This is a genomic window from Paenibacillus woosongensis, assembly GCF_009725165.1.
Classification (GTDB): Bacteria; Bacillota; Bacilli; order Paenibacillales; family Paenibacillaceae; genus Fontibacillus; species Fontibacillus woosongensis.
Genome location: NZ_WNZW01000009.1, coordinates 151,195 through 166,078, shown reverse-complemented (window position 1 = coordinate 166,078; position 14,884 = coordinate 151,195). Strand labels below are relative to the sequence as shown.

Below are 14,884 nucleotides of genomic sequence, written 5' to 3'. Positions count from 1 at the left end.
CGGGATGGACGCACCGCTGGTGCACCAGTTGTTCCGCCAGGAGCATAGCTGGGTAGCTACGTGCGGATGGGATAAACGCTGAAAGCATCTAAGCGTGAAGCCCTCCTCAAGATGAGATTTCCCAATTAGTAAGACCCCTTGAAGACGACGAGGTTGATAGGCCTGAGGTGGAAGTGCAGCAATGTATGGAGCTGACAGGTACTAATCGGTCGAGGGCTTATCCAAATATTACCCCAAAAAGTGAAGCGGAGGCTTCGAAGAGTATACCGAATACTTTTCGGGGGCCCCGGTGAACCAAGTAAGGGCTAACACGCAAATGAAGTTTCGTATCCAGTTTTCAAGGATTAATTTCCTTGGATTTATGGCTTGGAGAGGTACCCAAGTGGCTATAAGGGGACCCTCTGCTAAGGGGTTAGACTGCGTAAGCGGTGCGAGGGTTCGAATCCCTCCCTCTCCGCCATTTTGTACAAGTATATATGTTTGGCGGCGTAGCTCAGCTGGCTAGAGCGTACGGTTCATACCCGTGAGGTCGGGGGTTCGATCCCCTCCGCCGCTACCATAATTTTCGGAGGCTTAGCTCAGCTGGGAGAGCATCTGCCTTACAAGCAGAGGGTCAGCGGTTCGATCCCGTTAGCCTCCACCATATTTATTTAAATCACCTATGCCGGTGTAGCTCAATTGGTAGAGCAACTGACTTGTAATCAGTAGGTTGGGGGTTCAAGTCCTCTCGCCGGCACCATTTTTTATGGAGCTATTATTGCGGAGCCGTGGTGTAGAGGCCTAACATGCCTGCCTGTCACGCAGGAGACCGCGGGTTCGAATCCCGTCGGCTCCGCCATTATTTCCTTAAAGGGAATGAGGGCCCGTCAAAGGGTTCGCAGAATCAAAATAGTGTTTCCACAAAAGTGGGAAAGTTATAAACTTAACCGCTTTATTTTTTTGACCAAATTTAATATGGCTCGGTAGCTCAGTCGGTAGAGCAGAGGACTGAAAATCCTCGTGTCGGCGGTTCGATTCCGTCCCGAGCCACTTTTATGCTCTCAGGCAACGCCCTGATCTAGCATGAAATCTGGAGGCTTAGCGAAGTGGCCAAACGCAGCAGACTGTAAATCTGTTCTCGTACGAGTTCGGTGGTTCGAATCCATCAGCCTCCACCAGTACGAGCCATTAGCTCAGTTGGTAGAGCACCTGACTTTTAATCAGGGTGTCGAAGGTTCGAGTCCTTCATGGCTCATCCTAAAAGTCGTCAATCTTAGATTGACGGCTTTTTTGTTGTTGTACGAATTTTTGTGAGCGAGGCAAATTTTATTTTATTCCGGGGAACATGATACAATATGGACTATAGTCAATAAAAAACGGGGATTGTCCGGAAAGGCCATCTTATGGAGATCAACTTACTCAAGAAACAGCTTGAACTTATAGTTAAGGCTCCTGTTCATTTGTCGAACATGGATATGCAGGAGTGGGAAAGATTGACGAATGATCATAAATCCAAGGGAGCAAGGATCGCTCGCTCTGCGGTGCTGAAGGATCGCTCACTGTGGTTGGGCGGCGTTGATCAGCAAATGGTTCAAGTGCTTGAAGCGGATACGTCCAACCTGTCGGAAGCGGAAGTGAAGCTGATCGAGCTTTTAATGGCAGCTGTCGTAGGGGAGGCATCGTTGCCGGCAGCAGGAACGAAGAAGGATGACGAGCATCGAAGCCGTCAGCTAGGCGCATGGATTCAAGAACAGTTAGAGCAGGGCGAAGATAAGGCGACTATCCCTGAGTCATTAACTTTAACAACCAAGATGGATGGGGTAATGATTCCTTTTTTGCTGGGCTGGGAAACTCATTCGATTACAGATATTTCGTATGCGAGGTTAAATAAACTGCTGCGCAGTTATTTTGGCGGCGATATCGTACTGCTGCCGCTTAAGGAAGAGTGGTATGTGCTTGTCGGCGAGAAATTGCTGGCTGATCTTCGCGACGAGAACGATGAAGGCTTGGATACCGAGAGGGATATGCTTGTTGCACTCAGTCAAGGCATGTATGAGCTCGTCGCCAATGAATGGGGCGGAGGCGGATTCCATTTGGCGGTAGGCGATCCGATTGCACCAGAGCAGGCGTTAGTCTCGACGGCGCTGCTGCTCCGGGAGACATTGACGCTAGGCCGGCTGTTCCATGTGACGGAACAAATTCATCTGTCCTGGGAGCTGCGTCTGGAACGTCTCGTCTATAGCATTCCAGATGCCCAGCGGCAAAGATTCATTGAGGATACCGGAAGCCAGATCAGCTTGATGCAGGATGAAGAGATTTTATCCACACTGGATACCTTTTTTCATTTGGATTGCAATGTGAGCGAGACTGCCAAGCGATTATATATTCATCGCAATACACTGCTGTACCGGCTGGATAAATTCAAGCAGGAGACTGGTCTTGATGTGCGCAGATTCCATGATGCGGTCATAGTCAAGCTGGGGATGCTATTGTATAAAGTGACAAATAGGGAATAGGTTTTTTGTGCATTTTGTGGATAGCGCTTTATTGCCCAGGTAGGTTAATATAAAGATACGAAATGAATCCGATTACATTTGGATTAATCTATAATACTAATTTAATTCTAGGAGGCAGAACTCATGGCAGGCGTACGCTTAGAACACATTTTCAAGAAATACCCAGGTGCTGACAAGGCAACCGTTATCGACGTTAACCTAGACATTGCAGATAAAGAATTCCTCGTATTGGTTGGACCATCCGGTTGCGGTAAATCTACAACTCTTCGGATGATTGCTGGTTTGGAGGAAATCACTGAAGGTAAATTGTACATCGGCGACCGCGTCGTTAACGACGTAGCTCCTAAAGACCGCGACATCGCGATGGTTTTCCAATCCTACGCTTTGTATCCGCATATGAACGTGTATCAAAACATGGCATTCGGTCTTAAGCTTCGCAAAGTGAAAAAAGAAGAAATTGACCAACGTGTACGCGAGGCAGCAAGAATCCTCGATATCGAGCACTTGCTTGACCGCAAACCGAAGGCACTCTCCGGTGGTCAGCGTCAACGGGTTGCCTTGGGACGCGCAATTGTCCGCGATCCGCAAGTCTTCCTCATGGACGAACCGCTTTCCAACTTGGATGCTAAGCTTCGCGGTCAAATGCGTGCGGAAATTACGAAGCTCGTTAAACGTCTTGAAACGACTTGTATTTATGTAACGCATGACCAAACAGAGGCTATGACGATGGGTGACCGTATCGTTGTTATGCAGGACGGTATCATTCAACAAGCGGCTTCTCCTGAAGAGCTGTACAACCAACCAACGAATATCTTCGTTGCTGGATTTATCGGTTCCCCTACAATGAACTTCATCAACGGTAAAATTGTAGAGCAAAACGGTGCTGTATACTTCCAATCCGATTCGCTCAAAGTTGAAGTACCTCAAGGTAAAGCTGTTACTCTGAAGGAAAAAGGATATGTAGGCGGCAAGGAAGTTATCATGGGCGTACGTCCTGAAGATATTCATGAAGAGCCAATCTTCCTGGAAGGATCCCCAAATACTGTGTTTACGGCAAGCGTAGACGTTACTGAAAACCTTGGTCACGAAATGCTCTTGTACTTGAGCAGCAACTCTCCGCTGATCGCCCGCGTAGATGGACGTTCCAACACTCGTGAAGGCGACAATGTGAAGCTTGCTATCGATATGAACAAAATTCATATTTTCGATAAAGAAACGGAGCAAAACGTATTTTTCGGCTAATCTTAGCTAGATGACAAAACCGCCCTACGGGGCGGTTTTTGGCTTATAAATCGCTGACAATTGATTTACGTCGTATTTTCCTTTACGATGAATACAATGAAATGAATGCAGTTGCCGCTGATTTCTATTTACATATTGCAGGCTGCTCTTTCGTTATACGGATAATTCCGGATGAGTGGCTTGGAGAAGGAGAACACCATGGCTAAAAAAGTAAAAGTATCAGAATTGGTCAACCAGTTCGGACTTGAGGTTGTGTCGGGAGAACAAGGGTTGAAACGGATTATTACCGTCGATGACTTATACCGTCCTGGCCTGGAAATGGCCGGTTATTTCGAGTACCATCCGCCAGAGCGGGTACAGATTTTAGGGAAGACGGAGTTGGCATTCTTCGAGATGCTGCCGTCTGAAGAGCGGCGTGATCGCATGGAGCGTCTTTGCTCCAGCGATGATACTCCTTGTATTATCGTGACGAGATCATGGGAGGTACCGCAAGAGCTGATCAACATCAGCTCGGTCAAGAATATTCCCGTCCTGCGGAGCAGTATGGCTACAACGATTTTGTCCAGCCGCATTACGAGCTTCTTGGAGAAGAAGCTTGCTCCTACGGCAACCATTCATGGCGTCCTTGTCGACGTGTATGGGGTAGGTATGCTTATTACCGGCTCTAGCGGCATAGGTAAAAGCGAGACCGCGCTGGAGCTCGTTAAGCGCGGACACCGTCTTATCGCCGACGATGCCGTAGAAATTCGTCAGACCTCCGATTTTCAGCTTCATGGAACCGCGCCAGAGCTAATTCGCCATTTGCTTGAAATTCGGGGCGTCGGCATCATCAACGTCATGACGCTGTTTGGCGCAGGCGCCATCCGCAACAATAAGCGGATTTCCCTCGTTGTTCGACTCGAGGCCTGGCAGCAAGAGAAGCAATATGACAGACTAGGGCTCGATGAAGAAACGACGCGAATCATTGACACCGATGTGCCGCTCGCTACAATTCCGGTTCGGCCTGGACGGAACCTGGCTGTCATCATTGAAGTGGCAGCGATGAACTTCCGCCTGAAGCGAATGGGGTATAACGCGGCATTGCAGTTTACGACAAAGCTCACCGAGACGATTGCCGAAGATATTGACGATTTGGACTAGGAGCGTGAATGATGGGCACTTTGTTATTGGATCCAATAGCTTTTTCTATCGGAAGTATCGCCGTACGCTGGTATGGCTTAATTCTCGGAACGGGCGCTTTGGTTGGTTTGCTTCTGGCCATTCGAGAGGGGAAGCGTTTTGCGATTCCGCAAGAGTTCTTTATGGACCTATTGCTGCTAGGCGTTCCCTCGGCCATTATCGGGGCCAGAATTTACTTTGTCGCTTTTACATGGGATCAATACAAGAATAATTTATGGGACATCTTCAAAATTTGGGAAGGCGGCATAGCGATATACGGCGCGCTTATCGGCGCGATTATATGCGCGGTCATTATGGTGCGCAGACGGGGCTATAATTTCTGGCGTATCGCCGATATTTGCGCGCCTTCGCTGATCGCTGGCCAAATGATCGGCCGCTGGGGGAACTTTGTGAACCAGGAAGCCTACGGTGGTCCTACGAGTGAAGCCTTTTTGCAGGATTACCTGCATTTACCGTCCTTCATCGTAAATCAGATGAACGTGGAGGGCGTGTTTCGTCATCCGACGTTCCTCTATGAATCGCTATGGAATCTGGTTGGCTTGCTGCTGTTGTTCGTACTTCGGAGACAGAAATTCCTGCGGGCAGGAGAGTTGTTTTTCTCCTATTTTATTTGGTATTCCATCGGCCGATTCTTTATCGAAGCACTGCGTACGGACAGTCTGGCGTTTCAAGGGCCGGCGTGGCTGGCATCTTTCGTAGACGGACTCTGGTCTCCGATGGTTTGGCTTGGATTCGAGCAGGGGTATTTGGATCCTAACTATGGCAATGTACGCATATCCCAGCTGTTGGCTTTGCTTATTATCGTTATTGCAATTATCCTTATCATCGTTCGCCGCAGAACAGTCACTAATTTGCCGCGGTACAGCGATCCGATCATTTCTACTAGAAATCAGGAGATCGAGAGTGGATCAAGCGCCAGCGCCGCTGTCCTGAGCAGAAAGGCTGTAGATACAGACAAGACAAATGAAGCGGATACTCCTGCGCCAGAACAAGATGAGGAATCGAAAAAGGAGTAGCTCAATTTGAATATAGACACCGTGTTATTCGATTTAGACGGAACGATCGTAGATACCAACGAACTGATAATTGCATCGTTCCAGCACGTATTGGACAAGCATAAGCAGCCCCGTACCCGGGAGCAGATCATACCTTATATGGGGATGACGCTGGAGCAGCAGTTTCAGGCTTTTTCAGGCTGGGAGGATGTCGCGGAACTTGTGACCGATTACCGCTCGTTTAACACCATGCACCACGATACGATGGTAAAAGGATTTCCGCATGTTGATGAAGTCATCTCCACCTTGAAAGAGAAAGGAATGAAGCTTGGAATTGTGACGACCAAGATCAGGCCTTCGACGATGCGCGTATTGGAAATGTTTGACTTGCTGAAATATATGGACGCGATTGTAACCGTTCAGGATGTTACGCATCCCAAGCCGCATCCAGAGCCGGTGCTGACAGCAATACAGCAGCTCAATGCCGATCCGAAGCGCACCCTGATGGTGGGAGACAGCCCTGCGGACATTAAGTCGGCACAGGCTGCCGGAGCGCTCTCCGCAGCAGTGGCTTGGTCGCTTAAAGGAGCGGAGGAGCTGAAGAAGTATAATCCAGATTATATTCTGGAGGATATGCTTGATTTGTACGGAATTCTAGGATGGGAGCTTGTGAAGAAGTGAGAAGAGTGCAGCGTTATCCAGTAGAAGGGCCAAATGCGCTGTGGCAGTTATACCGGACGGTAAGTCCATGGAAGGGCGTCAAAAATTTCATCTTCATTCAATTGGCCAGGTATTGCCCGGTGCTGCCGCTAAAAAACTGGATTTATCGCCGCATTCTCGGCATGAAGGTCGGGGAGCATACCGCTTTTGGCCTCATGGTAATGGTGGACGTCTTCTTTCCCGAGCTGATCACGATTGGACGAAACTCGGTCATCGGCTACAATTCGACGATACTGGCTCATGAATATTTGATCAAGGAATATCGCCTGGGCGAGGTCCACATCGGAAATGAAGTCATGATTGGCGCAAACACGACGATCCTTCCCGGAGTTACGATTGGAGATGGGGCCATCGTCGCCGCCGGATCTGTCGTGCATAAAGACGTAGCCCCGGGAGCATTCGTTGGCGGCAATCCGCTTCGTGTTATTGAGCGGAAAACGCCGGAACGAACAGGCCTTGAGGCTGACACAGCAAACGAACAGTAAAAGAGGATCGCCTAAAGGCGATCCTTTTTTGTTAGCGGTGAGGTCTTATTTTTAAAAACGGTGGTTACGGCTGCTTGGCAGGATTGTTTCCAAAGAAAAGCGGAAGTTCAATAGGCTCGTTGATGTCTGTTCCGGGATAGGACAGAAGCTTAAAGGTTAACGGCTGGGTATAGTTTTCCCGCTTAAGCTTGTAGTGAATCGTCTGAAATAGATCATCACCGGATCGGGAGGTGGACCGTCCCGTCATTAGAGCATGCTTCTCTCCTTCGCCATCTGTAAATGTCTCATCCAAGTCAAAATATAAAGCTCTTTGATTGGAAGCGTGATCCAATTCAAAGTAAATGTCTATAGATTCTTCGCTTGGAACCACGCGGCTAAGCCGAATGGAATCATCCGGAGCATAGACGATTTTCTGTTTCTCCGTATCAAGTACAAGCTCTAAGTCTTTCCCCAGCGCTTCTTCCATTCCCGAGGCACCAAAGGATAGATCCTGCCACTTGGCATAATATAGGCTGTCATATTGGATAAGAAGTTCATTTGGCCCGGCATCCATTGTAGACATTTGCATCGTAAGGGAGTTTCGTGAGCCTTCTTGCGTGATCCATAGAACAGGATCGATGAGACTCTGATATAAATTCTCCTCGGCGGATTCAATTTGGAGATAGACCCTTGTACTTAATGGATTCAAGATAACATCTGTAACGGTTAAAGTATAGGATCCAATCTTTGCAAAACGGTTAACCTCGATTCTGTGCTCCAATCCGGCATATTTACTAGCATCCAGTTGGATAGGAAACTCAATGAGCTCATGGGCCTCATCCGACGATTGGGGATAACCCCATCTTGCGGAGAAGTTGAAATGAGCAGGGACATCGTTCTTCGGAAAAGAAAGCTTGAATTCACCATGCTGCTCATTCGTTGGCGTACCCGGATTAACTTTAGAAGATGGATATTCTATCATTGCATTCAGGCTATTTCCTCGGGTATCTAAGAACTTGGCGTCCCGGGGAAAAATGGGGGCATTCCCCAGCAAATTAACCGCTGTATAGAATACAACCATCTCGGTACGGTCAGCAAGAACCCCGTTAATCGTTACCTGGTAATTGCCCTGTGTGATGGTTTCGTTAATGGGCTGGTATAGACCATGGTTGGCAGCATCCTTGAGCTTGGGCGTCATGCTGTCATATACAAAACTTGGGATATCCGAGCGGGATGCGTGAAAAGCAGGATGGCCTAAGTTGTCCAGTGTCCACATCTGCCAGCCGCCGAACAGCAAGAGGCAGCAGGCAAGCACTGCGCCCGTAAGCTTCCAGGGGAAATGATGAGCGAAGCGTTTATAGCGAGAATGGCCTGAGGTGATCCCGGCAAGCAATGCCTGGTCTAATTTCTCTTCATGGATTTGCTCAGCAGCGGCATTGTTGGATTTATAATAATCCGTCAGCAGTTCTTCCTCTCGATGAAAATCAAGCTTCCCCGGCATACCCTTCGCCTCCTTTTCTTATATGCTCCCGTACTTGCTTCAATCCTTGATGCAGCCAGGTCTTCACCGTGCCTTCCGGCCGCTGGAGGACGCGTGAGATTTCGGTCAGAGTCATATCCTGATAATACTTAAGCATTAGTACGTCGCGATACTTGGGCTTCAGGCGCTCAAGCGCCAGTTCAAGATCCAGTTTATAAACGCTGATCATTTCTGTTTTCTCCTGGGCTGCCTCGGCAGGATGCGGCCATGTTCTTTTGCGGTATTTTAATTCATCGTGACAACAGTTGATCAGAATGCGGATGAGCCATGGCACAAAGGCATCAGGATCCCGCAGCTTCCGGCATTTGATCCAGGCGCGGCAGACTGCTTCTTGGACTGCATCCAAGGCATCGGCCTCGTTTTTTAAGTAGCTGTGGGCGATGCCGAATAATTTTCTTTTCTGGGAAGACACCAGCATGTAGAAGGCATCTTCATCTCCGAGGCATGCGGCTGCCGCCCATTCTTTTTCTTGCACTTTCCGGCTCCTCTCTGTGTGTGGCTGGCTGTTCGTTCGTGCCTGAAGCCTGGCGTAAATAAGCAGGCCATTACATTTATATAGTTAAGACGCTAGTGAGCCGTAAACGGTTTTATCCGATTCCCTGTCAAATAAGCGCAGGTATGTTAAAGTTGTAATAGCTGGTATTTTTGCTGTCACATGCAGCCATGTAGCTGTGCGTTGACGATTCGGAAGCAAGTGTGATAAAATATGCCATACCCTTTAATTTGGTAGTATGGTAGCACTTTAATATGATAAAGCAAGTGATATTATATAGTTAATCTGCTGAGAGGTGAAAGTCTTGTCTAAACCGAAAGGATTTGAAAAACCCGCTGGTGTGCGCGATTACCTGCCCTTTGCGGTAGAGAAGCTGCGGGCTATTGAGCGCAGCGTACTGGATTGCATGTCCAGTTGGGGTTACCGACAAATCATGACGCCTACACTGGAATATTACGATACGGTCGGCGTAGCGAGTTCAACGTCCGATCAGAAGCTGTTCAAGCTGCTAAATAGCCGGGGAACGACGATGGTGCTTCGTTCAGACATGCCTGCTCCTATTGCGAGGGTGGTCTCTTCATTATTAAGGGAGGAGCCATTGCCGCTTAGATTATCTTACCATGCGAACGTGTTCCGGGCGATCGAGGAGGAAGCGGGGAAGGAAGCGGAGTTCTTCCAGACAGGCGTGGAGCTCGTCGGGGACGACTCTCCAGAGGCGGATGCCGAGGTGGTTGCCCTGGCGGTATCTTCGCTGCAGGCGGCGGGCGTTACAACGTTCAAGATCGCCTTGGGTCATGTCGGCTTCCTGAACGGATTGCTAGAGGATGCAATTCCTGATAGCGAGGAAGTTAGGGACACGCTGAAGGAAGTACTCATGCATCGCGATTACGTGGGATACCGCGAGACGCTGGCAAAGCTGTCCTTGACCGAAGCGCAGAAAAGTGAGCTGGAAGGCGTTCTTAAGCTGCGTGGAGGAAAGGAAATATGCCATCAGGCTCTTGAACTGAGCAGCAATGCACTTGCCCAGGCTTCGATAGAACATCTTGGCCAAGTATGGGATGCGCTTGAGGATTACGGCGTTGCTCAGCATGTGATGATCGATTTGACAATGATCGGCGATTTCTCGTATTACACGGGAATGACCTTTGAAGGATACGCGGCGGAGCTGGGCTTCCCGGTTTGCAGCGGGGGGCGTTATGACAACTTGCTTCAGCAGTTTGGCCGGCCAGCTCCAGCAACGGGATTCTCCTTGAAAACCAATCGGATACTGGATGGCGTGGACGGTATGCAGGTGGAGCGTGAGCTTCCTATTCTGCTGCAATATGATGCAGAGAACCGCAAGCTTGCTTTTGCTGAGGCGGCCCGTCTTCGGGCGGAAGGGCGCAGCGTGGTGATGAAGCACACCGACGGACCGGAGGACCTATTATCTGAGACCGTGGCCAGAAACATGCGCAGCGGCCCGCTAGGCCCGGCATACGGCGAGATTCTCAGCTTCGTCAGTTTCTGACCTACATCAGTTAAGAAGGGAGGGCTTTGGCTTTGGGAGAGATCATTAAGGTAGCAATGCCCAAGGGGCGTATATATAAACAGGCGGCGGCTATGTTCCGCGAAGCGGGATTATATATTCCGAACGATGTGGATGAGTCGCGCAAGCTCGTCATTCCTTTGCCGGAGATCGGCATGGAATTTATTATGGCCAAACCGGTGGACGTGCCGACTTATGTGGAGTACGGGGTAGCGGATATCGGCATCGTAGGCAAGGATGTGCTAATGGAAGAGAACCGCGATGTGTATGAACTGCTTGATTTGGGAATCGCCCGCTGCCGCATGTCGGTTATCGCACTGCCGGAATGGAAGCCCGGCATTCATCAGCGCGTAGCGACGAAGTACCCGAATGTTGCTTCACAGTATTTCCGCGAGCAGGGGCAGCAGGTCGAGGTCATCAAGCTGAACGGCTCCATCGAGCTGGCGCCGTTGATCGGCCTCGCAGACCGCATCGTCGATATGGTAGAAACCGGCCGGACGTTAAGGGAAAACGGTCTTGTGGAGATGGAGAGTCTTTTTGAAATCACGAGCCGCTTGGTGGCGAACCGGGTCAGCTACCGGATGAAGAACAGTGAAATCCAGGCGGTATGCGACGCTCTGAACCGGGTGATTCAAGGGTCAGGAATCGAGAGCTAGGAATGGACTAGGAAGAAAAAACGCAAGAAACGGAAAGAACATATCCAGTGATGGGGGGCAATCAGGGATGAGAATCGTATCGGCGGGACAATTTCAGCTGAAGCGGGAGGTAGACTACGGTTCGCCGGAACAGAATGCAGTCGTCAAGACGATTGTAAGTGCTGTAAAAAATGAAGGGGACGCCGCGCTTCTTAAATATACGGAGAAGCTCGATGGCATGAAGCTGTCGCCGGAAACGCTTCGAGTGACGGAGGAGGAAATGCGATCCGCTTACGATAAGGTCGAACCCTCCTTTGTAGCGGCGATATCGGCCGCGGCTGCGAATATCCGCGCCTACCACGCCAGGCAGAAGCGTAATTCCTGGATGGACTTGCAGCCTGACGGCAGCATGCTGGGCCAGATCATTCGCCCGCTTAAGCGAGTTGGCGTATACGTACCTGGCGGTAAAGCCTCTTATCCCTCCTCGGTGCTGATGAATGTCATCCCAGCCCAGGTGGCGGGCGTGCCGGAGATCGTTATGGTGACGCCGCCAGCCACGAGCGGGAAGGAAGGAATCGACCCGTATATCCTTGTGGCTGCTGCGGAAGCCGGCGTGAATGAAATTTACCGGGTCGGCGGAGCGCAGGCCATCGCCGCACTTGCTTACGGCACGGAGACTATCGCGCCTGTCGATAAAATCTGCGGGCCGGGCAATATCTATGTCGCTTTGGCGAAGCGGGAAGTGTACGGAGCGGTCGACATCGACAGCATCGCGGGGCCAAGCGAAATCGCCGTGCTGGCCGATGACAGTGCTGACCCGGCTTACGTCGCTGCCGATCTGCTGTCACAAGCCGAGCATGATGAGATGGCATCAGCTATTCTCGTAACGACCTCGGAGGCCTTCGCCAAAGCATGTCAGGAGGAAGTTCAGCGCCAGCTGGCGGTTCTGCCTCGGCGTGACATTGCCGCGGCCTCGATCGAGAATTACGGCGTCATTCTTCTTGTCGATTCCATTGAAGAAGGAATCGGCGTGATTAATCAACTGGCGCCGGAGCACTTCGAGCTGATGGTAGAAGAGCCGATGGCATACCTTGGCCTGGTTGAGAACGCCGGGGCGATCTTCCTTGGACCATACAGCTCAGAGCCAGTGGGAGATTATTTCGCGGGTCCGAATCATATTATCCCGACGAATGGAACCGCACGTTATTCCTCCCCGGTCGATGTGGATGATTTCATCAAGAAATCAAGCCTGATTTATTATAGCAAGGAAGCATTGCTTAAGAACGGCGAGACGATTATGGAGCTGGCGCGCCGCGAAGGTCTCGAAGGCCATGCGCGGGCGATCGAAATACGGATGCGTAAAGAAGGAAAGGCAGGGAATGTTGATGACAACAAATTATGAAGAGGCAAGAGAGCGGAGTGCAAGCGTTAGCCGCAGGACGAACGAGACGGATATTAAATTGAGCTTCTCCGTGGACGGCAGCGGACAGTCCAATCTACGGACCGATGTGCCGTTTCTCGATCATATGCTCGACCTGTTTACGAAGCATGGCCATTTTGATCTGACGGTAGAAGCGCATGGCGATATCGAAATCGATGATCACCATACCGTCGAGGATATCGGGATTTGCCTAGGGCAGTGCCTGCGAGAGGCATTGGGTGATAAAAGAGGCATCAAGCGTTATGCGAGCGTCTTTGTGCCGATGGACGAAGCCCTTGCGCAAGTGGTCATTGACTGCAGTAACCGTCCGCATTTCGAGTATCGTGCGGAGTATCCATCGGGTCGGGTGGGCAGCTTCGATGTTGAACTGGTGCATGAGTTCTTGTGGAAGCTGGCTCTGGAGGCACGAATTACGCTGCATGTCATCGTCCATTACGGGCAGAACACACACCATATGATCGAAGCCGTGTTCAAGGCACTCGGACGTGCCATCGATGAAGCTACAAGCATTGATCCGCGCGTTAGCGGCGTTCCGTCTACGAAGGGAGTGCTCTAACTTTGGCCATTGCCATCGTAGATTACGGAATGGGCAATTTGCACAGCGTCAGCAAAGCCGTCGAGCGCCTCGGCTACGAGGGGATCGTCACCGGCGACGCTGCGGAGATCCTCGGTGCCGATGGCGTGCTGCTGCCGGGCGTGGGCGCCTTCGGCGACGCCATGGCGCATCTGCGCGGCACCGGGCTTGACGCCGTCGTGCGGCAGGCGGCCGCCGGCGGCACACCGCTGCTCGGCATCTGCCTCGGCATGCAGCTGCTCTTCGGCGAGAGCGAAGAGCATGGGCGCAACGAGGGACTCGGCATTTTGCCGGGCAGGGCGGTGCGCTTTGCGGGCGGCGAATACAAGGTGCCGCACATGGGCTGGAACCGGCTGTCGTTCCTGCAGCCGGACAACCCGCTGCTTGCGGGGCTGGAGGAAGGGCATGTGTACTTCGTCCACTCCTACCATGTCGAGCCGCAAGCGAAGAGCGATCTGATCGCCGTGACCGACTACGGTCATCCGGTGACGGCGATCGTAGGCCGTGACAACGTATACGGCATGCAGTTCCACCCTGAGAAGAGCGGAGAGCTGGGTATGGCTCTGCTGCGCAATTTTCTGGCTTTGGCAGAGGCGAAAGGCAGCGCGTAGGAGAAGCAGCGGTTGCGGTTTTAGGCTGCGGCGGCATGCATGGTCTGTCCAGAATGAAAAAGGCATCAAGCAAAAGATAGCGTGAAATCGAAATCACTTATTCAGATTGAGGAAAAGTATAGAGTGGAGGAACGAGGGGCTATGTCTTCATTTATCATCTACCCGGCGATTGATATCCGGGGAGGCAAGTGCGTTCGCCTGGTCCAGGGCGATTATGGTCGCGAAACGGTATACAACGACAATCCGGTGGAGGTCGCCAAGTCGTGGGAAGCGCAAGGCGGCACGTTCATTCACCTCGTCGATTTGGACGGAGCGAAGGCAGGCCATCCGGTCAACGATGAGCTGATCGGGGAAATCGCCCGCAGCGTCCAGGTTCCAGTACAAGTAGGCGGCGGCCTGCGGACGCTGGAGGATGTGAAGCGCCTGCTGTCGCTGGGCGTCAGCAGGGTCATTCTCGGAACGGCTGCCATCGAGGATCGCCAGTTCACAGAATCCGTACTTGGCACCTACGGCGACAAAGTTGCTATCGGCATCGATGCCCGCAACGGCTTCGTTGCTACGCGCGGCTGGCTGGAGACCTCGGAGGTGCAGGCGGAGGTGCTCGCCAAGGAGCTGGCGGTCAAGGGCGCGGAGACCTTTATTTTTACGGACATTTCCCGCGACGGGATGATGCAGGGGCCGAATGTGGAGGCCATTGTCGCTTTGGCGAAGGCTTCGGGACGCACGGTTATCGCCTCGGGCGGCGTAACGGTTCAGGATGACCTGCTCAAGCTTGCGGCACATGCCCAGGAGGGCGTAGGCGGCGCGATCGTCGGCAAGGCGCTGTACACCGGCAGCATCGACCTCGCAGCGGCAATTAAGGCGATCCAAGGCTAGGGTTAGGCGGTCAGGATCAAGATCAGGGTCCTCAAAGGGGCGCTTAAAGCAGAATGCGGCAGCTTATGGCCGAAGGAAACTATTCTAGGAAGGA

15 protein-coding genes, 8 tRNA genes and 1 rRNA gene are annotated in these 14,884 nt (G+C 51.4%); 22 read left to right on the top strand and 2 right to left on the bottom strand.

Features of this window, described 5'->3' with window-relative positions; translation table 11 throughout:
* The 16 genes from GNP95_RS19330 to GNP95_RS19255 form a co-directional block, all read left to right on the top strand.
* Positions 1-225: ribosomal RNA gene (locus GNP95_RS19330) — 23S ribosomal RNA — on the top strand; the annotation flags it as partial.
* 143 nt (positions 226-368) lie between these two features.
* A tRNA-Ser gene (locus GNP95_RS19325) sits at positions 369-460 on the top strand.
* Between the two features lie 22 nt (positions 461-482).
* Positions 483-559: transfer RNA gene (locus GNP95_RS19320), tRNA-Met, on the top strand.
* Between the two features lie 8 nt (positions 560-567).
* Positions 568-643 (top strand) — tRNA-Val (locus tag GNP95_RS19315).
* A gap of 20 nt (positions 644-663) precedes the next feature.
* Positions 664-739 (top strand) — tRNA-Thr (locus GNP95_RS19310).
* Between the two features lie 22 nt (positions 740-761).
* Positions 762-838, top strand: a tRNA-Asp gene (locus GNP95_RS19305).
* Between the two features lie 118 nt (positions 839-956).
* A tRNA-Phe gene (locus tag GNP95_RS19300) sits at positions 957-1,029 on the top strand.
* A gap of 42 nt (positions 1,030-1,071) precedes the next feature.
* Positions 1,072-1,157: transfer RNA gene (locus tag GNP95_RS19295), tRNA-Tyr, on the top strand.
* A 4-nt stretch (positions 1,158-1,161) separates the two neighbouring features.
* Positions 1,162-1,234, top strand: a tRNA-Lys gene (locus tag GNP95_RS19290).
* Between the two features lie 148 nt (positions 1,235-1,382).
* The gene (locus GNP95_RS19285; RefSeq protein WP_155612483.1) at positions 1,383-2,495 is read left to right on the top strand and encodes a PucR family transcriptional regulator; all 1,113 of its coding nucleotides are present in this window, start codon (positions 1,383-1,385) and stop codon (positions 2,493-2,495) included.
* Between the two features lie 123 nt (positions 2,496-2,618).
* Entirely contained in the window at positions 2,619-3,737 is a 1,119-nt protein-coding gene (locus GNP95_RS19280; RefSeq protein WP_155612482.1) for an ABC transporter ATP-binding protein, read from the top strand.
* 38 nt (positions 3,738-3,775) lie between these two features.
* Positions 3,776-3,943 carry a hypothetical protein gene (locus GNP95_RS19275; protein ID WP_155612481.1) on the top strand — a complete coding sequence of 56 codons (168 nt, stop codon included), beginning with the start codon at positions 3,776-3,778 and terminating at the stop codon, positions 3,941-3,943.
* A complete protein-coding gene (gene hprK, locus GNP95_RS19270; protein ID WP_155612480.1) occupies positions 3,936-4,877 on the top strand; it encodes an HPr(Ser) kinase/phosphatase in 942 nt (313 codons plus the stop codon). The genes GNP95_RS19275 and hprK overlap by 8 nt, the downstream gene beginning before the upstream one ends.
* Before the next feature lie 11 nt (positions 4,878-4,888).
* Positions 4,889-5,932, top strand: a complete 1,044-nt coding sequence (lgt, locus tag GNP95_RS19265) for a prolipoprotein diacylglyceryl transferase (RefSeq protein WP_155612479.1) — start codon at positions 4,889-4,891, stop codon at positions 5,930-5,932.
* Positions 5,933-5,938: 6 nt separating this feature from the next.
* Complete coding sequence (gene ppaX, locus GNP95_RS19260) at positions 5,939-6,592, top strand: pyrophosphatase PpaX (protein ID WP_155612478.1); 654 nt, start codon at positions 5,939-5,941, stop codon at positions 6,590-6,592.
* Positions 6,589-7,116, top strand: a complete 528-nt coding sequence (locus GNP95_RS19255; RefSeq protein ID WP_330163519.1) for an acyltransferase — start codon at positions 6,589-6,591, stop codon at positions 7,114-7,116. The genes ppaX and GNP95_RS19255 overlap by 4 nt, the downstream gene beginning before the upstream one ends.
* A 64-nt stretch (positions 7,117-7,180) precedes the next feature.
* Here GNP95_RS19255 and GNP95_RS19250 read toward each other — a convergent pair whose 3' ends face one another.
* Together GNP95_RS19250 and GNP95_RS19245 are read right to left on the bottom strand one after the other, a co-directional pair.
* Complete coding sequence (locus GNP95_RS19250; protein ID WP_155612476.1) at positions 7,181-8,596, bottom strand: DUF4179 domain-containing protein; 1,416 nt, start codon at positions 8,594-8,596, stop codon at positions 7,181-7,183.
* Entirely contained in the window at positions 8,580-9,110 is a 531-nt protein-coding gene (locus GNP95_RS19245) for a sigma-70 family RNA polymerase sigma factor (protein ID WP_330163518.1), read from the bottom strand. Before GNP95_RS19245 ends, GNP95_RS19250 begins: the two co-directional genes overlap by 17 nt.
* A gap of 322 nt (positions 9,111-9,432) precedes the next feature.
* On the opposite strand from GNP95_RS19245, the gene GNP95_RS19240 reads away from it, so the two are divergent.
* The 6 genes from GNP95_RS19240 to hisA all read left to right on the top strand — a co-directional run bounded on the left by GNP95_RS19240 (position 9,433) and on the right by hisA (position 14,790).
* On the top strand, positions 9,433-10,635 hold the full coding sequence (locus GNP95_RS19240) for an ATP phosphoribosyltransferase regulatory subunit (RefSeq protein ID WP_155612475.1): 1,203 nt from the start codon (positions 9,433-9,435) through the stop codon (positions 10,633-10,635).
* A 32-nt stretch (positions 10,636-10,667) separates the two neighbouring features.
* Entirely contained in the window at positions 10,668-11,309 is a 642-nt protein-coding gene (hisG, locus tag GNP95_RS19235) for an ATP phosphoribosyltransferase (RefSeq protein ID WP_155612474.1), read from the top strand.
* Positions 11,310-11,376: 67 nt separating this feature from the next.
* Positions 11,377-12,690 (top strand): histidinol dehydrogenase, encoded by a 1,314-nt coding sequence (gene hisD, locus GNP95_RS19230; protein WP_155612473.1) that lies wholly within the window; start codon positions 11,377-11,379, stop codon positions 12,688-12,690.
* Entirely contained in the window at positions 12,674-13,285 is a 612-nt protein-coding gene (gene hisB / locus GNP95_RS19225) for an imidazoleglycerol-phosphate dehydratase HisB (RefSeq protein ID WP_155612472.1), read from the top strand. The genes hisD and hisB overlap by 17 nt, the downstream gene beginning before the upstream one ends.
* A 2-nt stretch (positions 13,286-13,287) precedes the next feature.
* Positions 13,288-13,914, top strand: a complete 627-nt coding sequence (gene hisH, locus GNP95_RS19220; RefSeq protein WP_155612471.1) for an imidazole glycerol phosphate synthase subunit HisH — start codon at positions 13,288-13,290, stop codon at positions 13,912-13,914.
* A gap of 141 nt (positions 13,915-14,055) precedes the next feature.
* A complete protein-coding gene (hisA, locus tag GNP95_RS19215) occupies positions 14,056-14,790 on the top strand; it encodes a 1-(5-phosphoribosyl)-5-[(5-phosphoribosylamino)methylideneamino]imidazole-4-carboxamide isomerase (RefSeq protein ID WP_155612470.1) in 735 nt (244 codons plus the stop codon).
* Positions 14,791-14,884: the final 94 nt, after the last annotated feature.